The sequence below is a fragment of the Lysinibacillus sp. FSL K6-3209 genome (genome assembly GCF_037976175.1).
Lineage (GTDB): Bacteria > Bacillota > Bacilli > Bacillales_A > Planococcaceae > Lysinibacillus > Lysinibacillus sphaericus_D.
The window spans coordinates 86,001-102,230 of the sequence record NZ_CP150264.1; the positions used below are offsets into that span (position 1 = coordinate 86,001).

At 38.8% G+C, this 16,230-nt stretch carries 15 protein-coding genes and 3 tRNA genes; 14 read left to right on the forward strand and 4 right to left on the reverse strand.

Annotation, left to right across the window (positions count from 1 at the left end; all coding sequences use genetic code 11):
- Positions 1–7 precede the first annotated feature (7 nt).
- The 8 genes from spoVT to MHH88_RS00420 all read left to right on the forward strand — a co-directional run bounded on the left by spoVT (position 8) and on the right by MHH88_RS00420 (position 6,129).
- Positions 8–544, forward strand: coding sequence for a stage V sporulation protein T (spoVT, locus tag MHH88_RS00385; protein ID WP_024362596.1), 537 nt, complete (start codon positions 8–10; stop codon positions 542–544).
- 160 nt (positions 545–704) lie between these two features.
- Positions 705–2,324, forward strand: a complete 1,620-nt coding sequence (locus MHH88_RS00390; protein ID WP_339260844.1) for a polysaccharide biosynthesis protein — start codon at positions 705–707, stop codon at positions 2,322–2,324.
- Between the two features lie 9 nt (positions 2,325–2,333).
- Positions 2,334–3,797: a nucleoside triphosphate pyrophosphohydrolase gene (mazG, locus tag MHH88_RS00395; RefSeq protein ID WP_339260846.1), complete on the forward strand. Its 1,464-nt coding sequence runs from the start codon at positions 2,334–2,336 to the stop codon at positions 3,795–3,797.
- A 4-nt stretch (positions 3,798–3,801) separates the two neighbouring features.
- The gene (locus tag MHH88_RS00400) at positions 3,802–4,092 is read left to right on the forward strand and encodes an RNA-binding S4 domain-containing protein (protein ID WP_024362599.1); all 291 of its coding nucleotides are present in this window, start codon (positions 3,802–3,804) and stop codon (positions 4,090–4,092) included.
- Positions 4,093–4,357: 265 nt separating this feature from the next.
- Entirely contained in the window at positions 4,358–4,657 is a 300-nt protein-coding gene (gene yabP / locus MHH88_RS00405; RefSeq protein ID WP_004229167.1) for a sporulation protein YabP, read from the forward strand.
- The gene (gene yabQ, locus MHH88_RS00410; RefSeq protein WP_103978038.1) at positions 4,654–5,145 is read left to right on the forward strand and encodes a spore cortex biosynthesis protein YabQ; all 492 of its coding nucleotides are present in this window, start codon (positions 4,654–4,656) and stop codon (positions 5,143–5,145) included. The genes yabP and yabQ overlap by 4 nt, the downstream gene beginning before the upstream one ends.
- Positions 5,146–5,161: 16 nt before the next feature.
- On the forward strand, positions 5,162–5,566 hold the full coding sequence (locus MHH88_RS00415; protein WP_339260849.1) for a septum formation initiator family protein: 405 nt from the start codon (positions 5,162–5,164) through the stop codon (positions 5,564–5,566).
- Positions 5,567–5,700: 134 nt separating this feature from the next.
- A complete protein-coding gene (locus MHH88_RS00420) occupies positions 5,701–6,129 on the forward strand; it encodes a S1 domain-containing RNA-binding protein (protein WP_024362602.1) in 429 nt (142 codons plus the stop codon).
- 178 nt (positions 6,130–6,307) lie between these two features.
- On the opposite strand, the gene MHH88_RS00425 is transcribed toward MHH88_RS00420, so the two are convergent.
- From MHH88_RS00425 to MHH88_RS00440, 4 genes are all read right to left on the reverse strand, one after another.
- Positions 6,308–6,556 (reverse strand): hypothetical protein, encoded by a 249-nt coding sequence (locus MHH88_RS00425; RefSeq protein WP_024362603.1) that lies wholly within the window; start codon positions 6,554–6,556, stop codon positions 6,308–6,310.
- A 314-nt stretch (positions 6,557–6,870) separates the two neighbouring features.
- Positions 6,871–6,942: transfer RNA gene (locus MHH88_RS00430), tRNA-Glu, on the reverse strand.
- A 5-nt stretch (positions 6,943–6,947) separates the two neighbouring features.
- Positions 6,948–7,024, reverse strand: a tRNA-Met gene (locus MHH88_RS00435).
- Between the two features lie 10 nt (positions 7,025–7,034).
- Positions 7,035–7,109: transfer RNA gene (locus MHH88_RS00440), tRNA-Gly, on the reverse strand.
- Positions 7,110–7,482: 373 nt separating this feature from the next.
- Between MHH88_RS00440 and MHH88_RS00445 the strand changes: the two genes are divergently transcribed.
- The 6 genes from MHH88_RS00445 to MHH88_RS00470 all read left to right on the forward strand — a co-directional run bounded on the left by MHH88_RS00445 (position 7,483) and on the right by MHH88_RS00470 (position 16,221).
- Positions 7,483–9,876 (forward strand): SpoIIE family protein phosphatase, encoded by a 2,394-nt coding sequence (locus tag MHH88_RS00445; RefSeq protein WP_339260852.1) that lies wholly within the window; start codon positions 7,483–7,485, stop codon positions 9,874–9,876.
- 28 nt (positions 9,877–9,904) lie between these two features.
- Positions 9,905–11,311: a tRNA lysidine(34) synthetase TilS gene (gene tilS, locus MHH88_RS00450; RefSeq protein WP_103978036.1), complete on the forward strand. Its 1,407-nt coding sequence runs from the start codon at positions 9,905–9,907 to the stop codon at positions 11,309–11,311.
- A gap of 68 nt (positions 11,312–11,379) precedes the next feature.
- Positions 11,380–11,922, forward strand: a complete 543-nt coding sequence (hpt, locus tag MHH88_RS00455; protein ID WP_069510847.1) for a hypoxanthine phosphoribosyltransferase — start codon at positions 11,380–11,382, stop codon at positions 11,920–11,922.
- 286 nt (positions 11,923–12,208) lie between these two features.
- Positions 12,209–14,236 (forward strand): ATP-dependent zinc metalloprotease FtsH, encoded by a 2,028-nt coding sequence (gene ftsH / locus MHH88_RS00460; RefSeq protein WP_024362607.1) that lies wholly within the window; start codon positions 12,209–12,211, stop codon positions 14,234–14,236.
- Between the two features lie 122 nt (positions 14,237–14,358).
- On the forward strand, positions 14,359–15,192 hold the full coding sequence (locus MHH88_RS00465; protein ID WP_339260856.1) for an aldo/keto reductase: 834 nt from the start codon (positions 14,359–14,361) through the stop codon (positions 15,190–15,192).
- 261 nt (positions 15,193–15,453) lie between these two features.
- Positions 15,454–16,221, forward strand: coding sequence for a type III pantothenate kinase (locus MHH88_RS00470; protein WP_025218335.1), 768 nt, complete (start codon positions 15,454–15,456; stop codon positions 16,219–16,221).
- Positions 16,222–16,230: the final 9 nt, after the last annotated feature.

A 16,230-nucleotide genomic window follows, 5' to 3' on the forward strand; every position in this document is an offset into this window, starting at 1 on the left:
GTTTAGCATGAAAGCAACAGGAATTGTTCGTCGTATAGATGATTTAGGACGTGTGGTAATACCAAAGGAAATTCGTAGAACGCTACGTATTCGTGAAGGTGACCCGTTAGAAATTTATACGGACCGTGAAGGTGAAATCATTTTGAAAAAATATTCTCCAATTAATGATTTAGGAGAATTCGCCCGTGAATATGTGGAAACATTATATGAAACACTAGGCACGCCGGCATTTGTAACAGACCGTGACGAAGTAATCGCTGTTGCAGGGATTGGTAAGAAGGAATACATTAATCGTCGTATTACATCCTTTGCGGAAGGTTTTATGGACGAGCGTTCAACAAAAATTGAGAAGATGGAAACAACAATTGAAATTGTTCCTGGACAATATGAGCAAGTTAAATCCTATTGTGCAACACCAATCATGGTGAACGGGGATCCTATTGGTTGTATTATTGTTTTATCTAAAGTACATTTTGTTGGCGAAGTAGAAGTAAAAGTTGTGGAAACAGCTGCTAACTTCTTATCAAAACAAATGAATAATTAATGAACATCGAAAGTTATTGTCATAACTCTTTTTAGGGTGAACAATAACTTTTTTTGTATACATAAAGCTTCGCTGATAGCAAAGATTGTTCAGGTGAGCGTCAAACTTTTGAGGTATGCTATACTATTGGCATTGTTAAACGAAGGAAAGAGGACAATGTATGTCGGAACGATTTGGTATGAAAAGTTACATGAAGGGTGCAGCATTATTAACCATTGCGGCACTCATTGTGAAGATTTTAAGCGCAATTTATCGTGTGCCTTTTCAAAACCTTGTAGGTGACGAAGGATTTTATATTTACCAACAAGTGTATCCTGTAATATCCATATTTGTAGTATGGACATCGAGTGGTTTTGCTGTAGCAATTTCCAAAATGCTGGCAGATAATGATTGTTTGGTCGATGTGGAAGAACGTACACAGAGAAGACGAAGCATTATGCGCATTATATTTCGTTATTTAACGATACTCTCCCTGGTATTTTTTGTTGCATTATTTGCTGGAGCTGACGTCATTGCGAAAATGATGGGAGATGCAAATCTTGCTCCTTTACTACGAACGGGGTCATTTATTGTATTGGTTATGCCGGCACTTGCTATTTTTAAGGGAGGCTTTCAATCCAGAGGGATTATGGAGCCAATTGCTTATGCACAAGTTTTGGAGCAAACGGTAAGGGTTTCTGTTATTTTGACCGGTACATTTATCATAATGACGACGTCAAAATCTCTCTACGGTGCTGGCCAAATGGCGATTATCGGGACTGTTATTGGAGAAGGCGTAGGCTTATTATTAATTGCGTATCTCTTTAGAAAACGCTTTGGTTCATTTATAGGAAAACAGCAACAACGCTTAGCCAGTTTTCCGGTGTTAAAAGAAGTGACACTACTAAGTTTAAGTGTAAGTATGAGTAGTTTATTACTGCTTGGTTATCAACTAGTCGATTCTTTTACTATCTATTCGCTATTAATAGATAGCGGGATGGACCACACGATAGCGAAGGAAACGAAAGGGATTTACGATCGTGGACAACCATTAGTGCAACTTGGTGTTGTCATTGCTGCCTCATTATCTCTAGCAATCGTTCCGCTCGTTGCCCATATGTCTAATAAGCAAAATGGACGTAGTGCGTTGCCATTTATACAGTTGACATATAGAGCTTCTATATTATTTGGCTGGGCTGCTTCACTAGGGTTAATATTAGTGATGCCTTATATAAATACAATGCTGTTTAAAACAGATGCTTTATCGGAAGTACTAATGCTATATGTACTCCAAATTGTACCGTTGTCTATTATTTTGACATTTACAGCGATTTTGCAAGGTTTTGGGAAGTTAAAAAAGCCAGCCCTGTTTTTATTGACAGGTTTTTCGTTGAAAGTGCTGCTAAATGTGTTCACAATTAAGACATTAGGTGTTTTAGGTGCTGCTATTGCAAATAATGTGGGCCTGTTGTTCACAGCATTAGCGCTTGTTTTTTACTTAAAAAAATTAACGGGTATGCAATTAGCACCTGCTAGTTTTTACAAAAAGATTAGCATTGCATCATTATGTATGGCAATAGCAGTCATACTTTGGCTTCAAATTACCCCATCTTTATTTGATGGTTTATTATCTCAACGTTTAGTGGCAGTGGTTGCTGGTTTTAGTGCGGTTTGTATTGGTGCATTTGTTATGATTACGTGCATTGCCAAGCTACGAGTACTGGCTGAAAAAGAATGGTATCTACTGCCTTTTGGTCGAAGAATGGCAGTTTATCAACTATGGTTAAATCGAAAGAAGTAGGTGGAATGAATGAATAATACATTAACAATAATTGGTCTTGGCGCTGGTGATTTCAGTCAGTTGCAAATGGGCGTTTATAAAAAATTAATGGCAACCGAAAAGTTATTTGTGCGGACGGTGGATCATCCTGTATTAGATGAGTTAGCTAACGAAGGCTTACAGTTTGAAAGCTTTGATGCAATTTATGAAAAGCATCATACGTTCCAGCCAGTGTATGAAGAAATTGCACAACGATTAATTGAAGCGACTAAAATTGGAGATGTTATGTATGCTGTGCCAGGTCATCCGCTAGTGGCAGAGCAAACAGTGCAATTACTGATTGAAGCTGCGGATGAAGGTAAAGTGAAGGTAGTGATTGAAGGCGGACAAAGCTTCTTAGATCCTATTTTTGGTGCGTTAAAAATCGATCCGATTGAGGGCTTTCAATTACTAGATGGCACTAGCTTTTCCATGCATGACATTAATATGCGTCAGCACATTTTAATTGCGCAAGTATATGATACATTTAGTGCATCTGAAGTAAAGCTGACATTGATGGAAAAATATCATGATGAATATCCGGTAACCGTTGTTACAGCAGCGGGTTCCTCACAAGAAAAGCTTGTAACAGTGCCACTGTATGAGCTAGATCAAAGCGTTGAAGTAAATAATTTAACAACGGTTTATGTACCGCCAGTCACATCACAGGAAGAGGCTTTACGTGATTGGACAACATTCCGCCAAATAATTGCTACTTTACGTGGGCCAAACGGCTGCCCGTGGGACCGAGAACAGACACATGAATCACTTAAAAAATATTTACTGGAAGAAGCACATGAATATTTGGCGGCTGTAGATGCAGAAGATGATTTTGCAATGATTGAAGAACTTGGAGATGTGTTACTACAAGTATTTTTACATGCACAAATTGGAGAAGACCAAGGCTACTTCACACTAGAGGACGTGTTGGCTTCCGTTAGTGAAAAAATGATTCGTCGACATCCTCATGTATTTGGCGATGTATCAGTGGAGGATGCAGACGGTGTTGTCGTTAATTGGGAAGCGATAAAGGCTGAAGAAAAGGGTATGAGTGACAAGTCACTGCTGGAAGAAGAATACCGCGCGTCATCCGCGTTGCAAACGGCATACAATTATCAAAAAAAGGCTGCAAAAGTTGGCTTTGATTGGCCAGATGTAGAAGGTGCTTGGGATAAGTTTGCGGAAGAGTGGCAGGAATTTCGTCAGGAAGTGGCGAAAGGGTCTAATGGAACACGACTCGATGAATTTGGCGATGTTTTGTTTACACTTGTAAACTTAGCGCGCTTTTATAAGCTATCACCTGAAGAAGCAATGTTGCATGCAAATGAGAAATTTGCACGACGTTTTGGCTATGTTGAAGCGAAAGTAAAGGCGAGCGGTCAGCCGTTTTCAAATTATACACTAGAACAATTAGATGCTTTTTGGGATGAAGCCAAGCAGCTTGAGAAGGAGTAAAAACATGCGATTAGATAAATTTTTAAAAGTTTCACGATTAATCAAACGACGTACGTTAGCAAAAGAAGTCGCTGACCAAGGTCGTATTACTATTAATGGTAAAGTAGCGAAGGCTAGTAGCAGTGTGAAGGCTGGCGATGAATTAGCGATTCGCTTCGGTCAAAAAATTGTCACGGCACGTGTGGAAGAATTGCGTGATACAGTGAAAAAAGAAGATGCTGCAAAGATGTTTACAATTTTAAAAGAAGAGCGTCTTGAAAAGGTTGAGCCTGAATTTATTGATGATGAGGACTAATGAAAATTACTTTAGTAGATACTTGCCGCTAATATAGGCGGGCAAAACGCTAGCTAAAAAGACGATAAGGTGCTAGTGATAATATAGATTTGTGCTCAATTGCCAGCAATCAGATGGCAGTTTTACCAAAGTGAACGGATAGCAGAATAGGTACCGTTATAAATTTTTCTTCTTAAAAGTAAGGCAACTTCCATAAAGTTTGTCATGCTTTGAAGGTTGTCCGCATAAAGTGAACAGAAGCTAGGACGACTAAAGGAGGAAAAAAATGACGCTACATCAAGAAAGTAATCGTTACACAATTCCATCTGGAGAGCATATTTTAACGATTCGTAATCGTAAAAGAATGGACATGACTTCTGTAAAATCAATTGAACGCTTTGATCAGGAAGAGTTTTTTATCAAGACGTCCCAAGGGCATTTATTGATTCGTGGAGAGGAACTGCATATCGTTCACTTAGATGTTGACAAAGGGTTATTGACACTTGAAGGAACTGTAAAAACCTTGCAGTATGACGAGGAGGAAAGTGGCTTCTCGAAAGGTTTCCTTCATAAATTGTTTGGATGATTGTTAGTCAGCAATTCGTTCAGCTATTAGTCATGGTTGTGAGCGGTATAGCAGTGGGATTTATTATTGATAGTGTAAGGCTCATAGTTTTTTCAACTCCAAAAAAGTCAAGCCTCCGAAAGTGGATGATGGTGTTAGAGCTGCTGACATGGATTCTGCTTGGAGGGTTAACGTATTATTTATTATTTTGGCTAAAAGACGGCGCGTGGCGGGCTTACGACCCGCTAGCGCAGATTGCTGGTATATTTTTATATCAGACTTTTTTTCAAACCTTTTTACGTTTCATGGCACGCATCGTAGTGAATATAACATGGAGACCTTTTTGGTTTATTGTCCGAGTAATAATCGCTATTATTCGACAAATAATACAGATATTCATTAAAATTGCTACGTTCGTCTTAAGGCCTTTTGTCAAAATTTATTCGTATTTGTCCTACACTTTATTAAAAAAAATTCGATATATCAAGTATAATAAAAGACAACAATAACTTCGGAGGTGCGGGCATGACTAGACGTCATTCATCAAAAGATGAACAGAAAAACTACACCAAGCTTGATAATGACTATGTCCGTAACACGGATAAAGCTATAAATCGTAAAGTGCAATCGCGTAAACGAAAAATGCGTCGTATTGTCTTTTTTGCGATTGCGCCAGTCGTTATCATCGCCTTTCTCTTAAATGTACTTGCCCATCAGTCTGAAACGCTAGCTGCAAAGGAAAAGAAAAAAGAAGAAGCCAATCAGCATTTGATGAAGGTAAAAGAGGAACAGGATTCACTTAATCTTAAAATTAAACAATTAGAAGATGATGAGTATATTGCAAAGTTATTGCGAAAAGAGTACTTCTTATCTGAGGAAGGTGAAATTATTTTCATTATGCCAGATAAGGAAGATAAAAAAGACGACTGAAAAGCTATGTATTGTTGACACTCTTTTTTAGTTATATATAATGAAAAGAGAAACTTATTGAAGTAAAAAGTTTGATTAAATTGATTACATGGCTCAAAAGAGTCGCTTAATTTTTAAGGAGGAGCATTTTTTTTATGTCAATTGAAGTAGGCAGCAAGGTACAAGGTAAAGTAACAGGAATCACAAATTTTGGAGCATTCGTTGAGCTGCCAGACGGCAAAACAGGCTTAGTACACATCAGTGAAGTTGCTGACAATTATGTAAAAGATATCAATGAGCATCTAAAAGTTGGAGATGAAGTTGAAGTAAAAGTGATGAATGTTGAAGCGGATGGAAAGATTGGTCTTTCAATCCGTAAAGCAAAGCCTCAAGCTGAGAGACCAGAGCGTCCTCAACGTCCGCGTCGTGACAATCGTTCTAACGATCGTAACGAACGCCATCAGCCGAAGGAAAACTTTGAGCAAAAAATGGCACGTTTCTTAAAAGATAGTGATGAGCGTTTAGCAACATTAAAACGTGCTACAGAGTCAAAACGTGGTGGTCGCGGGGCTAGAAGAGGGTAGTTTGCTGACTGTTTTAATCGTAGAAAAAGTGTATTAAATAGAACGGAGATTAGCTTTTGTTTATGACAAAGGCTAATCTTTTTTGGTTTAAAGTCTATAGAATATGTACATTTGGAATGATAAGGGTCAAAAAAACGTAATTCCAAAAGATTGAAACTACGCAAATAAAGAAAACACCTTATAATGTTGAGGTTGGTCTTTTCTTCTTCTTAGGAGCAGGTGCAGGTTGCTCCTGTGTTGTTTTAACTGTCTTTTGCGCTGGCTGGGACACCATTTTTACGAGCAAGTACACGCCGTATACGCTTACGACTAGTCCGGTAAGGAGTAAAAATATTTGTATGGCAAACGGTAAGTTAATGAGTATGGATACGAGAATAATCATAGAGCCACTCCCGCAAATTAAAGCTGCTTTCGTTAATAAACTCAAAGAAAGGTAACCTCCTAATAACATGTGCATTTTACCATAAGTATGCCACAGTTTTAGAAAAGAGGCATACTAAAAGTGCTGATGCCAATTGTACGGTATTGTAAACCAATAATATGGATGTTGATTTTCGCTGAAGATGGGCTTGCCATGTGGTGCTCAACATGTAGATCGGTTCTTGTTTACAAAAGATTCACTTCAGTATTTTTAAAAACACAAAAAATAACAAAAGGCATCAAGGAGTTTAAATTCACTCTTGATGCCTTTTGTCGACAATTTAAACGGCTTAGAAAATACTTCTAAGCCATTTTGCAGTATGACCCCTACGGGATTCGAACCCGTGTTACCGCCGTGAAAGGGCGGTGTCTTAACCGCTTGACCAAGGGGCCAATTATGGTGGCGGCCGAGGGGATCGAACCCCCGACCTTACGGGTATGAACCGTACGCTCTAGCCAGCTGAGCTAGGCCGCCGAAATGTTATTGGAGCGGAAGACGAGGTTCGAACTCGCGACCCCCACCTTGGCAAGGTGGTGTTCTACCACTGAACTACTTCCGCATTTCTTTTTTAAGGACAAGTTAAATAATACAATCCATTAAACCAAGTGTCAATATTCTTTATGAAAAAAGTTTAATAAAAATCTTAAAAAAATGAAAAAGCATCTATTTGCATGAGAACAAACACCGTGAGCGCATGAATATCAGCGCAAAAAATGACGTTAGCACCATAAAAACACGTAATAATAGAATATTCCGAAAAATATTTACTGTAATTTTGCACAGTATCCTATTTTTTTAGTACTTGCTGACAATTAACGTATTTATGCATATGTATTCGTCGAAATGTTTATATTTTTTTTTGCCATCGTCAGACAATCTTTCCACACATAATTTCTTATAATAACGAAAAAGTGTAGAAAGGGGATTATGTAATGACTAGTGTTGAATGGTATGAAACAGCGAATGTAGACGACCAAAAATCGGGGGCAAGAAAAAGGCAATTGCTGATAGGTTCCCTATTTTTCTTAACATCCTTTTTTTTAGCTCAATCTGTGGTGTTTGAAGCAGCTGTACCTTTCTCTGTCCCGTTTTGGGCGATTATTCGCAGTAAATATAAAGAGTATGCGAAGTTCGTCTTAATAGGCGGTTTAATAGGCTGTTATTTCCTTGGTTTTGGACAAGTCCTCATTCTAGCATTACAAATAGGCATGTATGAATGTATACAACGTTTCCGATATTGGCAGTTACCCCAAAGTATTGCCGTTTCACTTGCTGTACTTATCGTACAAGTATTATGGCAAGGAGTAATGCACCAAGGGCTTCCGCCAGTGCTTGTACAATTTTATGTAGGATGTGAAGTAGCGTTAGCGCTCATTATGACGTTATTTATGCAAGTGCTTTTTGTTAACTCCTATGAGTGGTTTACAAGCCATTGGACATATGAACGGCTAGGCTCAGCATTAGTTGTATTTGCGGCTATGCTTACGGGGATGCAAGCCGTCGTCATTAGCTATTTTTCTCTACCTATTTTTTTATTACAACTACTTATTTGTTTTGGTGCATCCGTGGGAAGTGTGCCGCTAGCTACTGTAATAGGAGCGGTATTAGGAGCACTTATAGGTGTGGCAAAGTTATCTTTTACAGGGATGTTGTCGGTTGCAACCTTAACGGGGCTTTGTGCAGGTATGGGGGCTCGTGCAGGGAGATTTGGTGTAGCGATTGGTAGCATTTTGCCGAGTGTGTTTTTTTTATTTTATGACGCAACGTTGCCATTAGATAGCGTGTACTTCACGTCAATTGCTATAGGCAGTTTGGTTTTTTTAGTTCTTCCTAAAAGCTATTCAGATAAAGTGCGTAACAAGCTTTTTCCACAACGTGAAGAAGTGTTATTAGCTAGGCAACATTGGTTGACAGAGCATGTTACATTTAAGCTAGAGCACTTTCAACATTTCGTTCATTTCATGAAAGAACTTGTATTTGAACGCTTTATGACAGCCCCTGTAGCAGTGAAAGAAGAAGTGGCTCCTATGAATACATGTTTAAGTTGTTTTCGCCATGATCGGTGCTGGGGCGCGCAAAATAATGGCATGGACAAGCTTATGACAGATTGGTTTCATATGAAAGGTGTAGGGAAAGAATCGTCTATCCACCGGGTGGAAGAACAAATTCGATATAAATGTGTTAAAGCAACCAAAATTTTCGAGGAATTGGAGACGGAACTGTATAGGGAGCGTATTAATGGACAGTATTTTCATGGTAAAAAAATGATTGCCCTTCAGTTACGCGATATGAGTAATCATCTTAATCAGTTAATTGCAGAGATGAAAGAAGAAACAATCTCTTTCGTCAGCGTAGAGAAGGATATTATTCAACGCTTGAAGGATGCTCATATCGAGTGTTTTCAGCTTGATGTGCTGAGCAATAAGGCGGGCGCGCGAAAAATCGTATGCGCACTAGCTCCTGCACGTGTTAATTGGGAAGAGGATACAACAGTAGCAGAGCGTATGATTTTGCCAATTTTATACGATATTTTTGAAGAACCGTTTGAAATTGATAAAGTTGTTGCGTGTGATGTACCATTTCGTCACATTCAAGTAAGCTTTAGATCAGCTATTAGCTTTGAAGTAGAGTATGATATATATAGCATGTCAAAAGATGCAACGCTCTATTCTGGTGATTCACACGCGCTATTCCAATTGCATCCAGGGTTATTTGCCATCTTGTTGTCTGATGGAATGGGGCAGAGTAAAGAAGCACAGCATGAGAGTAGGAAATTGATTCATTTAATGCGGGAATGTTTGAATTTCAATATGAATCCCGAGACAGCGATGCATACCTTGCATTATGTGATGTCTCTTAAGCAACAGGATGATATGTACGCTACGCTCGACTTTGCTCTAGTCGATTTACAACATGGCGATTTATGGTCGTGGAAGGCGGGGGGCATGTCCACCTATATTTTACGAGGCAAAGAGGTATTGAAAGTTGAGAGTAACGCAGCACCTGTTGGGTTTTTGTCAATTTCGGCGGTTGAAGCTGAAAAAAGAAAGCTCAAGGCGGGCGATGTCATACTGATGCATTCCGATGGTCTGTTTTCAAGCATTGCCGATTGGGATGAGCAAGAAGAATCCTTTTTAGCATTCGCACAGCAGGTAGCAAGCACAAATAAAACCATACAAGATAAATTAACAACAATCATGCAGTCCTTCCAATCGTATTATGCAATAGAGGATGACTGTACAGTATTGATGTTAGAAGTTACCCACGTCGTGCCAACATGGGCAGTATTTAAACCAGCTCAATATTCCATGAGTAAATCTTCGTAAAAAGAAACGAAAAGGGGAGGAGAAGCGTTTGTCATTTGAATTAAAGGTCAAACAATTTATTGATGAAGAGCAATTATTACAGCAAGACGACCATCTTCTCGTCGCCGTTTCGGGTGGTGTAGATTCAATGGCACTACTCCATTACTTTGTGAAAACTAAAGAGCAATGGGGCATTGAGGTCGAGGCAGTGCATGTCGATCATATGTTAAGAGGCGAGGCATCCGCTGAGGATAGAGCTTTTGTCCAACGCTATTGCGATAAATATGGCGTTATGTTGCATGCAACAGCCATTCCTATTCCAGAAATTTTAGCGCTGGAAAATGGCAACTCACAGTTAGTTTGTCGTAGAGAACGCTATCGTTATTTTGCAGAAGTCATACATAAAACGATGGCAACCAAGCTTGTAACTGCACATCATGCGGACGATCAACTGGAGTCAGTATTAATGGCCCTGACGAAAAATGCTACGATGAATAGTATGCAAGGTATTCGTCCAAAGCGTATTTTTGCAGGAAAATCATTAATTCGTCCGTTTTTAACGGTTACAAAGTCCGAAATAAGGGAATATTTACGGAAGCAGGGTTTGAATTATCGTGAAGATGCGAGCAATCTGAAAGACTCCTACGTAAGAAATCGTTATAGACACCACGTAGTACCCCTATTGGAGGCGGAAAACCCACGTGTAGCTGAGCAGACGAGTCGATTTACAAAGCATTTGCAAGAGGATGATGCGTACTTAATGACACTTGCACAAGACATATTTTCAAAAACAGTAAAAATATACAAAGAAAATATGTATAGTATGGAGATAGAAGCATTTGAAATGGTAGCACCTGCTTTACAAAGGAGGCTCATTTTAATACTATTAAACTATCTTTACAAAGATTCAAATACGATACAAAGTTATGCTATCTTAACTTCGCTTTTAAAGCTTTGTGAAACAACATCTGGGTATGCAGAAGTTCACTTACCAGAAGGTTTTATGGCAGTTCGCCGTTATGGCAAATTGACGATTCAGAAAAGCGAATCATTAGAAAGTGAAATTTACCCTGAAAAAGGAATTGTTTTAACTGCTAATGATAGGACAACATTAAAAAATGGTGTCCGTCTATCTGTCGTTAAGCTGTCTGAATTAGCATCCGAATTGCTTACAGATAGTGCACAACTTTTTTACTTTAACGCTAATAAACTTACACTTCCACTCTATATTAGGGCACGTAAGGAAGGAGACCGAATGCTGTTAAAAGGAATGGATAAGCCAAAACGTTTATCTCGCCTTTTTATAGATGAAAAGATTCCTTTAAATGAGCGAAATAGCTGGCCGTTACTGAGTTCTCAATCTAACGAGGTCGTAGCGGTAATTGGTGTGCGTATGGGTGTTTATTTTTCAACTACGCCGCAACCAAGCGATGATACAGTGCTCATCGTAGACTAATGGTCTTTGTAAAATATTTCACCTACATACAGGTTGAAAGTTTTTGATACACACGAGGAGGAATCAATATGTTACAAAATGACATCGAAAAAATTATGATTACAGAAGAACAACTGCAAGAAAGAATCGCTGAGCTAGGCGCCCAATTGACAGAGGAATATCAAGATTCATTCCCGTTAGCTGTCGGCGTACTTAAAGGTGCGATGCCCTTCATGACAGACTTAATGAAACGTTTTGATTCTTTTATTGAGCTAGATTTTATGGATGTATCTAGCTATGGTAATGCAACAGTTTCATCTGGTGAAGTGAAAATTTTAAAGGATTTAAACACAAGTGTTGAGGGTCGTGATGTATTAATTATCGAGGACATCATTGATAGCGGGTTAACGCTAAGCTACCTGGTAGATCTATTTAAATACCGTAAAGCAAAATCCATTAAAATTGTTACCCTTTTAGACAAACCATCAGGACGAAAAGTAAACCTTTCTGCTGATTATGTTGGCTTCAAAGTTCCCGATGGCTTTGTTGTTGGCTATGGTTTAGACTACGCTGAAAAATACCGCAATTTACCATATATCGGTATTTTAAAGCCAGAAGTTTATTCATTTTAATGACTTAGCCCGCTCGCATAGATGCGTGGGTACAAGTTAAGCCTCCAGCGGATGACATAGGTAGATTGAAAAAAACAATTCAGTTTTGGACGCATCGAAAGTTGCGCCAAAAGAGGATTACCAGTTGCAAATTCGCTGGGATTGTAATTAGTGGGAGTAAATATGTTTAGATTTCGACAAAATTCGAACGAAACTTTTTTTAAGTAAGGCTTTTCGTTGTATGATGAAATCATGATATGTTAAGATTTTACTTATAATTTTTCTGTTTGTAATGAGGAGGCTGGAGATGAATCGAATATTTCGATATACCATATTCTATTTACTGATTTTCCTAGTGATCATTGGTATATTTGGTACTTTCAATGGCGGTAAATCGCCGACGAAAGAAATTACTTACCCAGAGTTTTTAGAAGCTCTTGATAAGAATGAAATTACAGAAGCAAAAATTCAACCTGATAAATCAGTATATATTGTTGAAGGTTCCATGAAAGGTTATGAAAAAGGCGAAAGTTTCACAGTGAACCTTCCCCGCGATAACCAATCATTGATGGATCGAATCGATGAAGCTGCTAAGGATAAGAATAGCAATATAGATTTCTTGAAAGCACCAGAAACGAGTGGATGGGTACAGTTCTTTACAGGTATTATTCCATTCATCATTATCATCTTCTTATTCTTCTTCCTAATGAGTCAATCTCAAGGTGGCGGCAATAAAGTAATGAGTTTTGGTAAAAGTAAAGCTAAGCTTTATGATGACCAAAAGAAAAAAGTTCGTTTTACTGATGTAGCGGGTGCAGATGAAGAGAAAGCGGAACTTGTAGAGGTCGTTGATTTTTTAAAGGATCACCGCAAATTCACTGAAATAGGTGCTCGTATTCCAAAAGGTATCTTACTTGTAGGTCCTCCAGGTACAGGTAAAACATTACTTGCTCGTGCAGTAGCAGGTGAAGCTGGCGTACCATTCTTCTCGATTTCAGGTTCTGACTTCGTAGAAATGTTTGTCGGTGTAGGTGCTTCACGTGTGCGTGATTTATTCGAAAATGCGAAGAAAAATGCTCCATGTATCATTTTCATTGATGAAATTGATGCTGTAGGTCGTCAGCGTGGTGCTGGTCTTGGCGGTGGTCACGATGAACGTGAGCAAACATTGAACCAATTATTAGTTGAAATGGATGGCTTCGGTGCAAACGAAGGGATTATTATTATCGCGGCAACAAACCGTCCAGATATTTTAGATAAAGCGTTATTACGTCCTGGTCGTTTTGACCGTCAAATTACAGTAGGACATCCTGATGTAAAAGGCCGTGAAGCCATTCTAAAAGTGCATGCTCGCAATAAGCCTCTATCGGATTCAGTCGATTTAGCAGCTGTAGCACAACGTACACCAGGCTTCTCGGGTGCGGATTTAGAAAACTTATTGAACGAAGCTGCACTTGTAGCAGCACGTAAAAGTAAACGTACGATTAATATGGCAGATATTGATGAGGCATCTGACCGTGTTATTGCAGGTCCAGCGAAAGCGAGCCGCGTTTACTCTGCAAAAGAGAAAAAGCTTGTATCCTTCCATGAAGCGGGTCACGTTGTTGTTGGTCTAGAGCTTGATGAAGCAGATACAGTTCATAAAGTAACAATCGTACCACGTGGTCAAGCGGGTGGTTATGCGATTATGTTACCGAAGGAAGAACGTTTCTTCACAACAAAACAAGAGCTGTTAGACCGTATTGCGGGACTTCTTGGTGGTCGTGTAGCTGAAGAAATCGTGCTAGGTGAAGTATCTACTGGGGCTCATAATGACTTCCAAAAGGTAACAAGCATTGCACGTGCAATGGTTACAGAATATGGTATGAGTGAAAATCTTGGTGCGATGCAATTTGGGTCAAGTCAAGGTGGGAATGTATTCCTTGGTCGTGACTTCAACTCTGATCAAAACTACTCAGATTCAATTGCTTATGAAATCGATAAAGAAATGCAAAAAATTATCGATACGCAGTATGAACGTACTAAACGTATTCTGACAGAAAAACGCCATTTACTTGATTTAATTGCGAATACTTTAATGGAAAAAGAAACATTAAATGCGCAAGAAATCGAACATTTACGCGATCATGGTGTTTTACCAGAACCTGAAGCGGTGGAAAACGTTGTAGAACAAGCGCCTAAAGCTGAAGCACAACCAACTTTAGAAAAAGTCGGTAAACCTGTTCTTGAAAAAGAATTGCTAAGCGAAGCGCCAAATCCAACAACAGCGGATTTACCAAAAGAAGGTTTCGACCAAAAGGATGCTCCTAAAGGGATCGACGAAAAACGTGATTAATCACATAAAAGACTGCTTATGAAAATTTCATAAGCAGTCTTTTTCTTTGCTTTTTTTTTGCATGAAGCATTACGATGTAAATAGTATGTTATGCGTCTGCATAATGGATAGGAGTGTTGAACATGGAAAACGTAACATTGAATAATGGACTAGAAATGCCTTTAGTAGGCTATGGTGTATTCCGTGTACCAGATGGAGATGATTTGGCTGAAGCTGTTAAAACGGCTATCGCAAAAGGCTATCGTAGCATAGATACTGCACAAGTGTATCGTAATGAGGAAAGCGTTGGGCGTGGAATTCGCGCAGCAATTGATGAAGGTCTCGTTGCACGTGAGGAGCTTTTTATAACTTCAAAAGTTTGGAATGACGGACTTTCTTATGAAGAGACACTAGCCGCATACGCTAGCAGTTTAGAAAAATTAGGTTTAGATTATTTAGATTTATATTTAATTCATTGGCCAGGTTTAGATACGAGCTATATTGAGGCATATAAAGCGCTTGAAAAAATTTATCAGGACGGGCGTGTTCGTTCCATCGGTGTCAGCAATTTTCATGTACATCATTTAGAACATTTATTAAAAGAAACGACGGTTATTCCTGTTATCAATCAAATAGAATTTCACCCCCATCTGACGCAGGAGGAAGTACGTAATTATTGTAAAGAACATCGTATTCAAGTAGAAGCATGGTCACCATTAATGAATGGTTCTTTGTTGGAGGAAGCGTTAATTCAACAGTTAGCAAGTAAATACAACAAAACTCCAGCACAAATTGTTTTGCGATATGATGTTCAACATGGTGTTGTAACCATCCCAAAAACAATGACACCATCACGTATGACAGAAAACTTAGATGTTTTTGATTTTGCGTTAGCTGATGAAGAAATGGCGCAATTAGATGCTATGAATGACGGTTTGCGTTGCGGACCAGACCCTGAAAAATTTAATTTTAAATAATGTGATGGAGCTACCTTCTAAAATTTCTAAAATGTCGGGTAGCTCCTTTATCGTGAGTAGGAATGCTATTTCATTGGCTTAAAAGTGTGGTATCATTTTCTAAAGTGTTCAAACTTTATTTGGTGTTCAGCGAAGCGCCTTCTTAAACTGAAAATAAGCGCCTCTAGTTCGATGAAGTGAAGTTACACAAACAAACGTTTGTTGATAGTAATGAAACTCAGTCGGTTTCATGGGGGCGAATTTGATATGGAGGCATCGGCCGTGATTTTAGTATTGGATGCAGGAAATTCAAATATTGTATTGGGAGTCTATGATACAAATGATCAGCTCGCTTTTCATTGGCGAATGGTTACGGATCTTCATAAAACAGAAGACGAATATGCGATGCAAGTACTCGCTTTTTTTAACCATGCAGGCATTTCATTTGAACAAATTACTGGCATTATTATATCCTCGGTTGTACCGCCGATTATGTTTTCGTTAGAAGCAATGTGCAAAAAATATTTCCGGAAAAAACCATTGGTCGTTGGCCCCGGTGTCAAAACAGGTTTAAATATTAAATATGAAAACCCACGAGAGGTTGGTTCGGATCGAATCGTAAACGCAATAGCAGCGCTCGATGCATATAAAGCACCGTTAATTATTGTGGATTTTGGTACAGCAACAACATATTGTTATTTGAATGAAAAAGGCGATTATATGGGCGGTGCTATTGCTCCAGGTATTTCAATTTCAACGGAGGCACTTTATACGCAGGCAGCTCGATTACCACGTATTGAAATTCTTCGTTCTACACATATTGTTGGAAAAACAACCGTTTCTGCGATGCAGGCCGGCATTTTTTATGGTTTTGTTGGACAAGTGGAGGGCATTGTTAATCGCATGAAGGCACAAAGTAAAGAAGAGCCGCTTGTGATTGCAACTGGAGGATTAGCCAATTTAATTGCTGGGGAGACGCAAGTAATAGATGTCGTTGATCCATTTTTAACATTAAAAGGTTTATATAAGTTATATAAACGTAACCAATAAGAAAAGAGG

What these genes read in the sequence shown, in the direction of transcription:
- hpt (WP_069510847.1), top strand. Translation starts at nt 11,380, where the DNA reads ATGTTACAAAATGACATCGAAAAAATTATGATTACAGAAGAACAACTG.
- spoVT (WP_024362596.1), top strand. Translation starts at nt 8, where the DNA reads ATGAAAGCAACAGGAATTGTTCGTCGTATAGATGATTTAGGACGTGTG.
- mazG (WP_339260846.1), top strand. Translation starts at nt 2,334, where the DNA reads ATGAATAATACATTAACAATAATTGGTCTTGGCGCTGGTGATTTCAGT.
- MHH88_RS00420 (WP_024362602.1), top strand. Translation starts at nt 5,701, where the DNA reads ATGTCAATTGAAGTAGGCAGCAAGGTACAAGGTAAAGTAACAGGAATC.
- MHH88_RS00400 (WP_024362599.1), top strand. Translation starts at nt 3,802, where the DNA reads ATGCGATTAGATAAATTTTTAAAAGTTTCACGATTAATCAAACGACGT.
- MHH88_RS00445 (WP_339260852.1), top strand. Translation starts at nt 7,483, where the DNA reads ATGACTAGTGTTGAATGGTATGAAACAGCGAATGTAGACGACCAAAAA.
- MHH88_RS00415 (WP_339260849.1), top strand. Translation starts at nt 5,162, where the DNA reads ATGACTAGACGTCATTCATCAAAAGATGAACAGAAAAACTACACCAAG.
- MHH88_RS00465 (WP_339260856.1), top strand. Translation starts at nt 14,359, where the DNA reads ATGGAAAACGTAACATTGAATAATGGACTAGAAATGCCTTTAGTAGGC.
- MHH88_RS00390 (WP_339260844.1), top strand. Translation starts at nt 705, where the DNA reads ATGTCGGAACGATTTGGTATGAAAAGTTACATGAAGGGTGCAGCATTA.
- yabQ (WP_103978038.1), top strand. Translation starts at nt 4,654, where the DNA reads ATGATTGTTAGTCAGCAATTCGTTCAGCTATTAGTCATGGTTGTGAGC.
- yabP (WP_004229167.1), top strand. Translation starts at nt 4,358, where the DNA reads ATGACGCTACATCAAGAAAGTAATCGTTACACAATTCCATCTGGAGAG.
- ftsH (WP_024362607.1), top strand. Translation starts at nt 12,209, where the DNA reads ATGAATCGAATATTTCGATATACCATATTCTATTTACTGATTTTCCTA.